The sequence below is a fragment of the Herbiconiux sp. FW305-C-125 genome (assembly GCF_058783455.1).
Window position 1 is genome coordinate 137,245 of the sequence record NZ_JBYSYO010000003.1, and the last position, 13,154, is coordinate 150,398.

General features: G+C 69.3%; 13 protein-coding genes. 3 read left to right on the forward strand and 10 right to left on the reverse strand.

Annotated elements, in window-relative coordinates:
- Positions 1–14: 14 nt before the first annotated feature.
- Positions 15–413 (forward strand): DoxX family protein, encoded by a 399-nt coding sequence (locus tag AC3WLB_RS10980; protein ID WP_492505864.1) that lies wholly within the window; start codon positions 15–17, stop codon positions 411–413.
- Positions 414–438: 25 nt separating this feature from the next.
- Here the strand turns inward: AC3WLB_RS10980 and AC3WLB_RS10985 are convergent, their stop codons facing one another.
- The gene (locus tag AC3WLB_RS10985; protein ID WP_492505866.1) at positions 439–1,272 is read right to left on the reverse strand and encodes an alpha/beta fold hydrolase; all 834 of its coding nucleotides are present in this window, start codon (positions 1,270–1,272) and stop codon (positions 439–441) included.
- Positions 1,273–1,316: 44 nt separating this feature from the next.
- Between AC3WLB_RS10985 and AC3WLB_RS10990 the strand changes: the two genes are divergently transcribed.
- The gene (locus AC3WLB_RS10990) at positions 1,317–1,796 is read left to right on the forward strand and encodes a MarR family winged helix-turn-helix transcriptional regulator (protein ID WP_492505868.1); all 480 of its coding nucleotides are present in this window, start codon (positions 1,317–1,319) and stop codon (positions 1,794–1,796) included.
- A gap of 6 nt (positions 1,797–1,802) precedes the next feature.
- Here AC3WLB_RS10990 and AC3WLB_RS10995 read toward each other — a convergent pair whose 3' ends face one another.
- From AC3WLB_RS10995 to AC3WLB_RS11020, 6 genes are all read right to left on the reverse strand, one after another.
- A complete protein-coding gene (locus AC3WLB_RS10995) occupies positions 1,803–2,165 on the reverse strand; it encodes a hypothetical protein (protein ID WP_492505870.1) in 363 nt (120 codons plus the stop codon).
- A 1-nt stretch (position 2,166) separates the two neighbouring features.
- Complete coding sequence (locus AC3WLB_RS11000; protein ID WP_492505872.1) at positions 2,167–2,721, reverse strand: hypothetical protein; 555 nt, start codon at positions 2,719–2,721, stop codon at positions 2,167–2,169.
- 79 nt (positions 2,722–2,800) lie between these two features.
- Positions 2,801–4,897, reverse strand: coding sequence for a glycogen debranching N-terminal domain-containing protein (locus AC3WLB_RS11005; RefSeq protein WP_492505874.1), 2,097 nt, complete (start codon positions 4,895–4,897; stop codon positions 2,801–2,803).
- A gap of 136 nt (positions 4,898–5,033) precedes the next feature.
- Positions 5,034–5,888, reverse strand: a complete 855-nt coding sequence (locus AC3WLB_RS11010; RefSeq protein ID WP_492505876.1) for a carbohydrate ABC transporter permease — start codon at positions 5,886–5,888, stop codon at positions 5,034–5,036.
- Complete coding sequence (locus AC3WLB_RS11015; RefSeq protein WP_492505878.1) at positions 5,885–7,024, reverse strand: carbohydrate ABC transporter permease; 1,140 nt, start codon at positions 7,022–7,024, stop codon at positions 5,885–5,887. The genes AC3WLB_RS11010 and AC3WLB_RS11015 overlap by 4 nt, the downstream gene beginning before the upstream one ends.
- A 97-nt stretch (positions 7,025–7,121) precedes the next feature.
- The gene (locus tag AC3WLB_RS11020) at positions 7,122–8,375 is read right to left on the reverse strand and encodes a sugar ABC transporter substrate-binding protein (RefSeq protein WP_492505880.1); all 1,254 of its coding nucleotides are present in this window, start codon (positions 8,373–8,375) and stop codon (positions 7,122–7,124) included.
- Between the two features lie 201 nt (positions 8,376–8,576).
- Here AC3WLB_RS11020 and AC3WLB_RS11025 point away from each other — a divergent pair, with 201 nt between their 5' ends.
- Positions 8,577–9,611, forward strand: coding sequence for a LacI family DNA-binding transcriptional regulator (locus tag AC3WLB_RS11025; RefSeq protein WP_492505882.1), 1,035 nt, complete (start codon positions 8,577–8,579; stop codon positions 9,609–9,611).
- A 138-nt stretch (positions 9,612–9,749) separates the two neighbouring features.
- On the opposite strand, the gene ilvC is transcribed toward AC3WLB_RS11025, so the two are convergent.
- The 3 genes from ilvC to AC3WLB_RS11040 are packed head-to-tail and all read right to left on the reverse strand — an operon-like array spanning position 9,750 to position 13,125.
- A complete protein-coding gene (gene ilvC, locus AC3WLB_RS11030) occupies positions 9,750–10,775 on the reverse strand; it encodes a ketol-acid reductoisomerase (protein ID WP_492505884.1) in 1,026 nt (341 codons plus the stop codon).
- Between the two features lie 33 nt (positions 10,776–10,808).
- On the reverse strand, positions 10,809–11,318 hold the full coding sequence (ilvN, locus tag AC3WLB_RS11035; protein ID WP_492505886.1) for an acetolactate synthase small subunit: 510 nt from the start codon (positions 11,316–11,318) through the stop codon (positions 10,809–10,811).
- Positions 11,319–11,322: 4 nt separating this feature from the next.
- Positions 11,323–13,125 carry an acetolactate synthase large subunit gene (locus AC3WLB_RS11040; RefSeq protein ID WP_492505888.1) on the reverse strand — a complete coding sequence of 601 codons (1,803 nt, stop codon included), beginning with the start codon at positions 13,123–13,125 and terminating at the stop codon, positions 11,323–11,325.
- Positions 13,126–13,154: the final 29 nt, after the last annotated feature.

The window sequence follows — 13,154 nt, forward strand, 5'->3', positions numbered from 1 at the left end:
GGCAGAATGAGGCCATGGACTCTGTGACGTTCGGCGTCGGCGTGCTGGTGCTGCGCATCCTGATCGCCGTGGTGTTCATCGGCATGGGGGTGAACCACTTCGTGCCGCGGTCGGCGCGCACGATGGCGGCCATGATCCCGCCGTGGCTGCGGCCGGATGGACGGGTCACTCCCCTGACGCTGGTCTACGTCACCGGGGTGTGCGAGATCGCGGGCGGGCTCGGGCTGCTGTTCCCACCCACGCGGATGCTCGCGGGCGTCGCACTGGTTGTGTTCCTCGCCTGCGTCTTCCCGGCCAACGCCTACGCGGCGCGGCACCGCGAGCGCTTCGGTGCGCTGGCGGTGCCCCTGGTGCCGCGCCTGATCGGCCAGCTGGTGCTGGCGGCGCTGGTGCTCGTCGTCGCCTTCTTCTGAGCCGGGCGGGCTCGCCTGCACCCGCTCAGACGCCGAGGAACTCCAGCACGTGCGGGGCGACCAGCTCGGGCCGCCCCCGCTCGGCGCGGTTCTGCGTCGCGCTGTGCCACTGGCCGTCGAGCACGGTGTGCCGCGCGCCGGGGATGCGCTGCGCGAGCGCGGTCGCGGCGCCCTTCAGGTAGGGCCGCGTCGCCGACCCCGAGAGCACGAGCGTGCGGGCGCTGACGGCACGGAACTCGTCGACGCGGTCGGCGTTCTCGCGCACGATCCCGAAATCGGCACTCACCGCCCGGGCGCGTTCGGCGAATTCCGGATCGCGCAGCATGCGCCCCGACGCCGCGGCGAGCACAGGTACCGGGAGGCCGAACATCCACGGCGGTCCCATCTGGGCGATCTTCATGGCGAGCGCCATCGCGGTCGGCAGGCGGCCCTCGGCCACCGCAGCGTCGAAGCGCGGGAGCAGACCGAGATCGGCCGACCCGTCGATCACGAGCGGGGGCTCGAACAGCACGAGCTCGTCGATGTCGGCACTCGCGATGCCCGCGCGCGCCGCGATGATCCCGCCCGAACTGACGCCGAGTACGACTCGCGACCCGGTTGCGGCGAGCACCGCGCGCAGATCGTCGACCTCGCGCTGAGTGTGGGGCGCTCCCGACTGCGGGCTGCTCGCGCCGTGCCCGCGGCGGTCGATCAGGTGCACGGTTCGCCGCTCGGCGAGCAGCTCCGCGAGTTCGAGCTGGCTGGCCGCCGACTGCATCGCGCCGTGAACGATGGCGAGGCCGGGACCGGTGCCGAGGGTGCGGTAGGCGATTCGCGCGCCGTCGGCCGCGATGGCGATGGCTTCGATGGGCGTGATCACGCATTTATCTTAGTTGTTAAGATAAATGCGTGACAAGATGAGTCGTGCCCGATTCGGATGTCCGTCGCGAACTCATCGCCACCCTCACCCTGCTCGGCGAGATCGACTCCACCCAGACCGCGCACTTCCATCAACTGGCCGCCGCACAAAACGGACTCGGCGTGACCGACATGAAGGCGCTGAGCATCCTGCTGCGCGAAGGCCCGCAATCGGCCGGCGACCTCATGACGCGCCTCGGCGTCACCTCGGGGGCGGTGACCGGCGTGATCGACCGATTGCGCAGCAAGGGCCTCGCCCGACGCGACACCCACCCGACCGATCGGCGCCGGGCGGTCGTCTCCGCCGATGAAGCGGCACTGGCCGAGCGCGAGAACATCTACGCCGGCATCGGCGCGGCCTTCGAGCGACTCTACGCAGGGTACTCACTCGAGGAGTTGCGATTCCTCGAGCGGCACCTGAGGGCATCCGTCGAGATCACCCGAGCGGAGACCGAGGCGCTGGCCGCCCGCGAACGCGCCGAATGACGATGCTCAGGATGCGCTGGCGAGCACGAGGATGTCGAGCGAGATGACCGAGACCACGGCGAACCCGACGACGAACACGACCACCCGGCCGAAGTTTGGCAGCGTGCGGCCGATCAGGAGCGCCGCCGCGTAGACGACGACGGGGGCGACCGCATAGGCGATGACGAGGGCCCACACCTCCGCCGACACGGCGACGCCGAAGCTCGAGAACGTCGAGACCACGCCGATCAGGTTCGCGACGCCGCCCCACAGGTGGTAGGCGAACAGGAACGCGAAGATCACCGCAACAGCCCAGCCGGAGGCGCCGAAGGTGCGGAAGCCGCGCTTCGCCGGTGCAGCCGACGTGCTCGTCGTTGTCGTCGAACCCATGTCACACCCCCATCAGGAAGGGCCACGGCACCAGCACGAGCACACCGAGCACGAGCCAGAGGAAGCGGAAGCGGATGTCCCGGCGCTGCGTGATGAGAAGCGTCGCCACGAACCAGAGCGGGGTGGCCGCGATGGCGAGGGTCTGGGTGATGCGGTAGCTCACCACCGAGAAGTCGACCGTGAGCGGGGTCTGGTAGCGGCTGAAGCTCACGACCCAGCCGATGGTGTAGAGCAGGTACACCCCACCCAGGATGCCCATGCCGATCAGTGCCGCAGAGCTCAGCTGCTTCGTGGCGGCCTCCGCCTCCGCGAGCTCTCGTTCGGCGGCGCGGTCCTCCGCGTCCTCCGCCTCGTCGAGCACGGTGCGCTGAGCGGCCCGACCTGCGCCGGCGGACGCCGGGGCGGCCGCGCCGACCGGCGCGGGCCCGGGCTCGTCGGCCGAGGCGTCGTCGATCTCCTCGATCTCGTCGCCCTCGACCGCAGACCCCACCGGCGCGAGCGTCGGGTCGTCGTCGCCCGCCCAGGCGAGCGCGTCGTCATCCCGCCGGTCGCTCATGCCCCCACCCTACCGCGCCCCCTTGCTGCCTCCCCGGCGGCATCGTCCGAAATCGCGAACCGCCCAGGGCGAGCGAAGGTCAGGCCGGGGAGACGGATGCACCGGCCGCGGCCGAGTGGACCGTGAAGCGCGCCGCGCCGACGCGCACACCCTCGAGAGCGACGTGACCGAGGGCGGCGTCGGCCAGAGGCGCCACCGTGATGCCCGCGCGGTCGGGCGTGGGGCGGACGTCGACGGCGGCTGTCGCCACGGCCACGGCCGCCGCGGCCGACCAGGCCTGCGGGCGGCACGCCGCGGGATAGGGGGCGGGCGCGACGGCCGAGGTGGCCGCATCGCCGGAGTGCAGTTCGGGCATCCGGTAGCCGAACGACTCGGCGGCGGCGAGGAGCCCGGCGCTCAGCGCGGCAGCCTCGGCCCGGAACCCGTCGTGCGCGAGGCCGCGGATGGCGATCGCCGTGTCGTGCGCCCAGACCGATCCGCCGTGGTAGCTGAGCGGCCAGTACCCGGCCGAGTCGGTGGCCATGGTGCGCAAGCCGAAGCCCGAGTCGAGCTCCGGGGACGCGAGGAGGGCGGCGACCTCTGCCGCCTCACTCGCGTTCAGGATGCCCGTGCCGAGCAGATGACCGATGTTGCTGGTGAGCGTGTCGACCGGGCGCTTCGCCGCGTCGAGCGCGATGGCCGGGTAGTGGCGGCCCCGCGCATCCGTCACCCAGAACGCCTGGCGGAACCGGTCTGCGAGCGCGGCCGCCCAGCCCCGCCACTCGGCCGCGCCCGGCTCACCGAAGTGCTCCAGCAACTCCGCTCCCCCGAGCGCCGCCTCGTAGGCGTAGCCCTGCACCTCGCAGAGCGCGATAGGCCCCTCGGCGAGTCGGCCGTCACGCCACTGCACCGAGTCGCCGGAGTCCTTCCATCCCTGGTTCGCCAGGCCGTGGCCCGTGGTGTCGGCGTACTCGAGAAAGCCGTCGCCGTCGCTGTCACCGTGGTCGCGCATCCATTCGAGGGCGCGGCGCAGGTTCGGCAGCAGGGCACGCACCTCGTCGTCGGGCAGGCCCCAGCGCCAGGCGTCATGCAGCAGCGAGATCCAGAGGGCCGTGGCGTCGACGGTGCCGTAGTAGAGCGGCGGCAACGACACCCCTTCGCCCGGGATGGTGAAGGTGGCCGGCCGCAATTCGTGCATGATCTTGCCCGGCTGCTCGGCCGTCTCCCCCACCGTCGCGGTGCCCTGCAGGCCCGCCAGCACGCGCAGGGTCGACCCGGCGATGTCCGTGCCGAGCGGCAGCAGCAGGCGCGCGGCCCAGATCGAATCGCGGCCGAAGAGGGTGAAGAACCAAGGGGCGCCGGCGGCCAGGAACGGCTCGTGCGGATGCGCTGCCGTCGTCATGCGGAGCGCCGACAGGTCGTCGAGGGCGCGGGCCGACCAGCGGGCGAGGCGCGTGTCACCGGCCTCGACGCGGGCGTCGCGCCACTCAGGCTGTCCGGATGCTCCCTGCACGACGGCCGCATCGTCGCGCAGCTCGGCGTGCCAACCGAGGGTCACCGACCCCTTGGCGGGAACCGTCACGGGCCAGTCCATCACCACCTGCACCATGCCGCCCGTGTTCTCGGGGCGCACGATCCGCACCTCGGCGCCTGGTGCTTCGAGCGCCGCGGAGGCACTGCCGGCCGCGAGCCGTGCCCGCTCCCCTTCGGCGAGCGCGTCGATGCGGTCGGCCGTCGCGCCCCCTGCATCGCCGCCCACGAACGCGAAGTCGAAACCCACTCCCGCGACGCCGGCCTTCACGGCTTGGATGGGCGCGAAGTCGGCCACGAGCGTCACCCGGACCGTGGTCGTGACCGGTTCGGTCAGTGCGGAGGAGAGAGCGTAGGTCTCGGTGAGCCGCCCGGGCGCGACCTCACGGCGGGCATCCAGACGCATCCGCGGATCGGCACCGCGGTCGTCGATGTTGCGCACCAGGGAGGTGACGACGACGGTCGTCGCATCCGTCGTGGCGCTCGAGATCGCCTCGGGCGTCCGCCCGCCCACGGTGACCGACAGGCCGCGGAACACGCGGGCGTCGGAGTGGTAGATGCCGTGGATGGGTTCGGTCATCGCGCCCGACCACGCCGACCAGGCCTGGGTGGGCGCGGCGAGGACGACGGTCGCGTCGCTGAGGAGGGGCTGAAGAGGATGGGACATGGTCACGACTCCTGGTCGGTCGGGCGAAGACGGGAACGGCGGGGCGCCGGCGATGCACGCGTCCGCGGCGGACGGAACGACCAGCGCCCCGGGTTCAAGCCGCCGCAGGGGGCGGCGATGGTGGCAGGCGGCGCGGTCACTCCTTCACCGCCCCTTCGCTCGCGTTCATGATGCGGCGCTGGAAGATGAAGAACATGACCGCGACCGGGATGGTCATGATCGCGGCGGCCGCGAGCTTCAGCGGATACTGCGTCCCCTGACTCAGCTGCCCCGAGGCGAGTGACGCGACGCCCTTCGTGAGCGTGGTGAGGTCGGGCGACTGCGTCGAGATGATGAAGTGCGACAGCTCGTTCCACGAGCCCTGGAACGACAGGATGATGATCGTGATGAGCGCGGGCCGGGCCATCGGCAGCACGACCGACCAGAAGATGCGGAAGGTTCCGGCTCCGTCGATACGCGCCTGCTCTTCGACCGACGCCGGGATCGACTCGAAGAAGTTCTTCATGATGAACACGCCCGCGGCATCGACGAGCAGCGGGATGATCATGCCGGCGTAACTGTCGTAGATGCCGAGTTGGTTGATGACGAGGAACTTGGGAATGAGGAGCACCACGGCCGGCACCGCCATCACGGCGATGAGTCCGGCGAACACGATCCCCCGGCCGCGGAAATGCAGGCGGGCGAGCGCGTAACCGGCGAGCGAGTCGAGGAAGACGCGACCGGCCGTCACGAAGATCGTCACGACCGCGGAATTGGCGAACCAGGTCGGGAAGTCGGAGTTGAGGAACAGGCGCGCGTAGGCCGCGGTGGTCCAGGTCTGCGGGATCAGCGACAGCGGATCGCTGGCGGCCTCGGCGTCGGTCTTGAACGAGGTGGCCACGTTGATCAGGAACGGGAAGATGTAGATGATCGCGATGACCACGAGGAGGGCGTAGACGATCGACGAGGCCGCGATCGCGCGCGGGGTGCGGCGGCGCGCCAGGGTGGTCATCGACCCGCCTCCTTCGGAGTGGCGGCGATGGCATAGGCGCGCATCCGTCGTCGTGACACCTTCCGGTCGCGCAGGATGAAGCGTTGCAGGATGGTGAACAGCACGATGATCACGAAGAGCACGAATGCGATGGCCGCGCCGCGCCCCCACTGCTGGCTCTCGAACGCCGAGGTGTAGGAGAGGTAGGCGGGGGTCACGGTGGTCTTGCCGGGGCCGCCCTGCGTTCCGGTGTAGATCTGGTCGAAGACCTGCCAGGTGCCGATGAGACCGAGCGTGAGCACGGTGAACAGGGTCGGCCGCAGCTGAGGCAGGGTGACGCGCCAGAAGCGCTGCCAGCCGTTGGCCCCGTCGATCATGGCGGCCTCCTGCACTTCGCCGGACAGGTTCTGCAGGGCGGCGATGAACAGCAGCATGAAGGTTCCGCTGGTGGTGAAGACCGCCATCAGCACGAACGCCGACATCGCGACCGAGGGGCCCGAGAGCCAGTCCCACCAGGACACGCCGAGCGCGGTGTTGTCGGTGAGGAGCGCCGGCCCCTCGGTCACGCCGATCGCCGCGAGGAGGTTGTGCACGATGCCCGAGGGGTCCTGGAACCAGTTCGGCCCGTTGACGCCGAACCACGAGAGCACCTTGTTGACGGCACCGCTCGCACCGAAGAGGAACAGCCACAGCACGGTGATGGCCACCGAGCTCGTGACGCTCGGGAAGTAGAACGCCGTGCGGAAGAACCCGCGCCCTTTGAGGATCTGCCGGTTCACCAGCACCGCGAGAAACAACGACAGGGCCGTCTGCAGCGGCACCACCAGCACGACGTACCAGGCGTTGTTGCGCAGGGAGATGCCGAAGTCGCGTTCGGCCAGGCCGCCCCCGCTCAGCAGGTCGGCGTAGTTCTCGGTGCCGACGAAGCTGACGTTGCCCGAGAACGGGCTGCCCCGGCCCGACCAGTCGGAGAAGCTGACCCAGAGCGCCATGAGCACCGGCACCACGAGGAACAGGCCGAGGATGACGAGCATCGGGGCGGTGAAGAGCCATCCGGCCACACCCTCCGACTTGGCGATCCCTCTCGCCACACCGCGGTCACGGCCCGGCTGCTTGCCCGTCTTCACGGGAGCCTGAGCGGTCGCGTTCGCACTCATGGGGTCTCCTTCGCCTCGCATCGGAACAACGGATGATCGGGGGTGCTTCGGTCGGGCCGGCCCGACCCTCGAGTCGGGCCGGCCCGCATCCGTTCGCCTACTGGTTGTCGGCGACGACCGCTTCCATGTTCTTCTGCGCGCTGTCGAGGATGGTCTTCGGGTCCTGGCTCGCCAGCGACTCGAGCTGCGAGTTGAGGTCCTTGATGACGTCGGCCGAGCCCTGCAGCGTCGGCACGCCCTGGGCGTAGTCGGCGGCGTCGAGGAACGCGGTCTTGTCGGGGTTCTCGCTCTTCCACTGGTCGGCGGCCGACTGCACCGAGGGCATGACGCCGAAGGCCTTCGCGAAGGCGAGCTGCTGGTCGGTGCTGGTGAGCTGCTCCACCAGGCTCAGCGCTGCCTCCTGGTTGGGGCTGTCGGCGGCGATGCCCCAGCAGTTGGTGAACTGCAGGGTGCCCTGACCTCCGGGGCCGGCCGGCAGCTGTGCCACGGAGTACTTCACGTCGGGGTAGTCGGCCTCGAGGCCGCCGGCGATCCAGTTGCCCTCGACGGTCATCGCCGCGAGACCCTTGCCGAAGGCCTCACCACCCCAGCCGGCACCGAGGTCGGAGGAGTACTTGGCCACGCCACTCGTGAGCAGCGACTTCACGTAGTCCAGGCCCTGCAGGTTGGCGTCGCTGTTGACGGTGGCCTCGGTCTGGTCGGCATTCAGGAGCGATCCGCCGGCCTGGGCCATGAAGGCGCCGACGCGGGCGAACTCGGGCGAGAAGGTGAGGCCGACGTGCTCGGGGGTGGTGAGCTTGGTGGCGACGGCCGTGAGCTGGTCCCAGGTGGTGGGGATGTCGGCATCCGTCAGCCCGGCGGCGGCCCACATGTCGGTGTTGATGACGAGACCGAGGGTCGAGAAGTCCTTCGGGGCGCAGTAGAACTGGCCGTCGTAGGTGAAGGAGTCGACGAGGGTCGGGTAGAAGTCGCTCTTGTTGCTCAGCTGATCGCCGTAGGGGTAGAGCGAGCCGTTCGAGGCGAAGCCGGCCAGCGCATCCGTCGACACGTAGAACACGTCGGCGGGCTTGCCGCTCGCGAAGCCCTGGCTGAGTTGCTGGTTGAGATCGGATGCGGCGGTCACCGTGGCGTCGGTGCCGGAGTCGGCCGACCACGCCGCCACGGCGTCGGTGACGGCCGCGGTCTCGGCGTCACCGCTCGAGCCGATGAGCACGGTGAGCGGCGCCGCGGAGTCCTGGGCGGCGCCGGTCGATCCGGCGTCGTCGAAGCCGGAGCCACAGGCGCTGAGGGTGAGAGCCGTCGCGCCGGCGATGCCGAGCGCGACGAGCCAACGGGAGCTGCGTCGTTGCATGGGGTTTCTCCTTGTGCTGGTGCTGGACCTCCGGACCCGACGGTGGGTCACCCGGATGAGCTTTGAACGTTCTAATGCTCGGTCGATGAGAATTTGATCGTTCAAAGGATGATTCGTCCACCATAACCCGGCGCTGCGGATGCGGCAAGGAGCAAGGCGGTAATGTCGTTGGAACGATCAAGCGAGCCGGAGAGGGGCATCGTGTCGGCACTCCCCACCATTCACGACGTGGCCCGCGTTGCGGGCGTCTCGCGCCAGACGGTCTCCAACGTGCTCAACACCCCCGCGATCGTGCGTCCCGACACCCGCGCGCGGGTGCAGTCGGCCATCGCCGAGCTCGGCTACCGGCCGCACGAGTCGGCCCGCCGGCTCCGCACGCGCAAGAGTTCGACCCTCGGCATCCGCATCGATCCGATGACCGACGGCATCTCCGGTTCGGTGCTCGACCGCTTCCTGCACGCCCTGACCGAGCAGGCCGCGCGGCAGGGATTGCGCGTGATGCTCTTCACGGCGACCGATCCGCACGACGAGATCGCCCAGTTCGCGCGGTTGCGCGACGCCGCCGATGTCGATGCCTTCGTGCTCACCTCCACCTTCCACGGCGACCCGCGCACCCAGTGGCTGATCGAGAACGGCCAGTCGTTCGTGACCTTCGGGCGCCCGTGGGGCATCGACGACATGAACGATCCGCAGCACCTGTGGGTGGATGTCGACGGCTGGTTCGGCCTGCACGAAGCCACGGCAGCGTTGCTGGCCCAGGGTCATCGGCGGGTCGGCTACATCGGCTGGCCCAGCCCCTCCGGCACCGGCGACGATCGCCGGCGGGGTTGGCGCGACGCGCTGCGTGAGCACGGGCCCGTCTCGGACGACGATCTCGCCGCGATGAGCCGCGCGGTCGAGGACGGCGTCACCCAGGGTGGGGCCGCCATGCGCGAGCTGCTCGCCGCGGGCGATGTCGATGCCGTGGTGTGCGCGAGCGACTCCCTCGCGCTCGGCGCGCTGATCGCATCCGGCGGCCGGATTCCTGTGGTCGGCTACGACAACACGCCCGTCGCCGCCGCCCTCGGACTCTCGAGCGTCGAGCAGCCGCTCGACGAGGTGGCGGCCGGCGTGCTCGACCTGCTGACGGGGGTGCACGGTGGCCGGCTCGGCGACGCTCCGGCGGACGACCCGCGCCACCGTCTCGTGCGCCCGCGACTGATCCTGCGCACGCCGGAACGCATCCCGGCCCAGTAGCCCGCCCGCGTCTCCCGAACCCCGCTCCATGCCGGGCCACGCTCCATCCAGGGCCCCGCCCCCGGGATGACCGCCGGCCCTGACATGACCGAAGGGCCCCGGAACATGCGTTCCAGGGCCCTTCGGGTCGTGCTGAGGTCAGCGCGCAGCGCTGCCGTCGGTGTAGTCCGCGTCCTGCTGCTTCCAGGCGAAGAGGGCGCGCAGCTCCTTGCCGGTGGCCTCGATGGGGTGGGCGGCACCCTTCTCGCGCAGCGCGAGGAACTCGGGCGCTCCGGCGTCCTGGTCGTCGATGAACCGCTTGGCGAACGCGCCCGACTGGATGTCGGCGAGCACAGCCTGCATGTTCTCCTTCACGTGCGGGTCGATGACGCGCGGGCCGGAGACGTAGTCGCCGTACTCAGCGGTGTCGGAGACCGACCAGCGCTGCTTGGCGATGCCGCCCTCCCACATGAGGTCGACGATCAGCTTCAGCTCGTGCAGCACCTCGAAGTAGGCGATCTGCGGCTGGTAGCCAGCCTCGGTGAGGGTTTCGAAGCCGTACTGCACGAGCTGCGAGACACCACCGCAGAGCACGGCCTGCTCGCCGAACAGGTCGGTCTCGGTCTCTTCGGTGAAGGTGGTCTTGATGCCACCGGCACGCAGGCCGCCGATGCCCTTGGCGTAGCTCCAGGCGAGGTCCCACGCCGAGCCGGTCGCATCCTTCTCGACGGCGACGATCACGGGCACACCACGGCCGGCCTCGTACTCGCGACGCACGGTGTGTCCCGGGCCCTTCGGAGCGACCATGATGACGTCGACGCCCTCGGGCGCCTGGATGTAGCCGAAGCGGATGTTGAAGCCGTGGCCGAACACGAGGGTCTTGCCCTCGGTGATGTTCGGCTGGATGTCCTGGGCGTAGATTCCGCGCTGGTGCTGGTCCGGCGCGAGGATGACGATGACGTCGGCCCAGGAGGTGGCCTCGGCGACGGAGAGGACCTTGAAGCCCGCCTCCTCGGCCTTGGCGGTCGACTTCGACCCCTCCTTCAGCGCGACGACGACGTCGACGCCCGAGTCACGAAGGTTCAGCGCGTGGGCGTGGCCCTGCGAGCCGTAGCCGATGATGGCCACCTTCTTGGACTGGATCAGGGACAGATCGGCGTCCTGGTCATAGAAGATCTCGGTCACGTGTGTTTCTCTCCTTGTTAGTGGGGCTTGGTTTCAGTTCTTGAAGACGCGTTCGGTGATGCTCTTGCTGCCACGACCGATCGCGAGCAGGCCCGACTGGGCGAGCTCCTTGATGCCGTAGGGCTCGAGCACCCGGAGGAATGCCTGGATCTTGCCGGAGTCGCCGGTGACCTCGATCACGAGCGCATCGGTCGAGACGTCGACCACGCGGGCACGGAAGAGGTTCACGGCCTCGAGCACCTGGGAGCGCGTCGTGTTGTCGACCCGCACCTTGACCAGCAGGTGCTCCCGCTGCACCGACTGGGCCGGGTCGAGTTCGACGATCTTGATGACGTTGATCAGCTTGTTCAGCTGCTTGGTCACCTGCTCGAGCGGGAGGTCTTCGACGTCGACCACGACTGTGATGCGCGAGAGGCCGTCGATCTCGGAGTGGCCGACCGCGAGCGACTCGATGTTGAAGCCGCGACGCGCGAACAGTCCGGCGACCCGGGTGAGTAGACCCGGTTTGTCCTCGACGAGGAGGCTCAGAACGTGTGTGCTCATGGGTCTACTCCTCTTCCCACTCGGGGGCGTGGTCTTTCGCGTACTGCACGAAGCTGTTGCTGACGCCCTGCGGCACCATCGGCCACACCATGGCGTCGGCCGAGACGATGAAGTCGATGACCACGGGGCGGTCGTTCGTCTCCAGCGCCAGCTTGATCGCCGCGTCGACCTCCTCGACCTTGGTGACCCGGATGCCCAGCGCGCCGTAGGCGTCGGCCATCTTCACGAAGTCGGGGACCATCCGGGTCTCATGACCCGTGTTGAGGTCGGTGAAGGAGTGCCGGCCGTCGTAGAACAGCGTCTGCCACTGGCGCACCATGCCCAGCGAGGAGTTGTTGATGACCGCGACCTTGATCGGGATGTCGTTGATCGTGCAGGTGGCGAGCTCCTGATTGGTCATCTGGAAGCAGCCGTCGCCGTCGATCGCCCACACCGTGCGCTCGGGCTCGGCGACCTTGGCCCCCATCGCCGCGGGAATCGCGTAGCCCATGGTGCCGGCGCCGCCCGAGTTCAGCCAGGCATGCGGTCGCTCGTACTTGATGAACTGTGCGGCCCACATCTGGTGCTGCCCGACGCCTGCTGCGTAGATCGCCTCGGGCCCGGTGAGTTCCCCGATGCGCTTGATCACGTACTGCGGCGCGAGCAGCCCGTCGGCGGGCTCGGCGTAGCCGAGTGGGAACTCCTTCTGCAGACCGTGCAGGTAGTTCCACCAGTCGGCGAGGTCGAGCTTCGAGCCGCCCGCCGCGTCGGTGTACGCCGTGATCAGGTCGGAGATGACCTCCTTGGCGTCGCCCACGATCGGCACGTCCGCCACCCGGATCTTCGAGATCTCCGCCGGATCGACATCGACGTGCACGATCTTCGCGTTCGGCGCGAATTCGCTGGCCTTGCCGGTCACCCGGTCGTCGAAGCGCGCCCCGAGCGACACGATCAGGTCGCTCTCCTGCAACGACAGCACGGCGGGAACCGTGCCGTGCATCCCCGGCATGCCGAGGTGCTGCGGATGCGAGTCGGGGAAGGCCCCGCGTGCCATCAACGTGGTGACCACCGGCACGCCGGTCGCCTCGACCAGGCGGGCCAGTTCGGCCGTCGCCTCGGCGCGGATGACGCCACCACCGACGTAGAAGACCGGCTTCTTCGACTCCAGCAGCAACTGCGCGGCGGCTTGGATCTGCTTGCCGTGCGCCTTGGTGATGGGTCGGTAGCCGGGCAGCTCCACCTTCGGGGGCCAGATGAAGGGCGCGAGGTTCTGCTGGGCGTCTTTCGTGATGTCGACGAGCACCGGGCCGGGACGCCCGGTGGTGGCGATCTGGTAGGCCGCGGCGATCGTGGCCGGCACCTCCTCGGCGGTCTTGACGAGGAAGGAGTGCTTCGTGATGGGCATCGTGATGCCCACGATGTCGGCCTCCTGGAAAGCATCCGTTCCCATCAGGTGCGAGAACACCTGGCCGGTGATGGCGAGCAGCGGCACCGAGTCCATGTAGGCGTCGGCGATCGCCGTGACGAGGTTGGTGGCACCGGGCCCGCTGGTGGCGATGGCGACACCGACCTTGCCGGTCGCGGCCGCGTAACCCTCGGCGGCGTGGCCGGCGCCCTGCTCGTGGCGCACGAGGATGTGGCGGATGTCGTTCTGCGTCATCAGCTCGTCGTAGAACGGGATGATGGCTCCGCCCGGCAAACCGAACACGTCGGTGATGCCGAGGTTCTTCAGCGAGCGGAGTACCGCTCCGGAGCCGGTGAGCATTTCGGGCTCAGCCGGACCGGGTGGAGTCTTCTTGGTTGGCACGGGGAAAGCGTCCGTGGACATTGTGGTCTTTTCCTAAAGTCGAGCGCGGG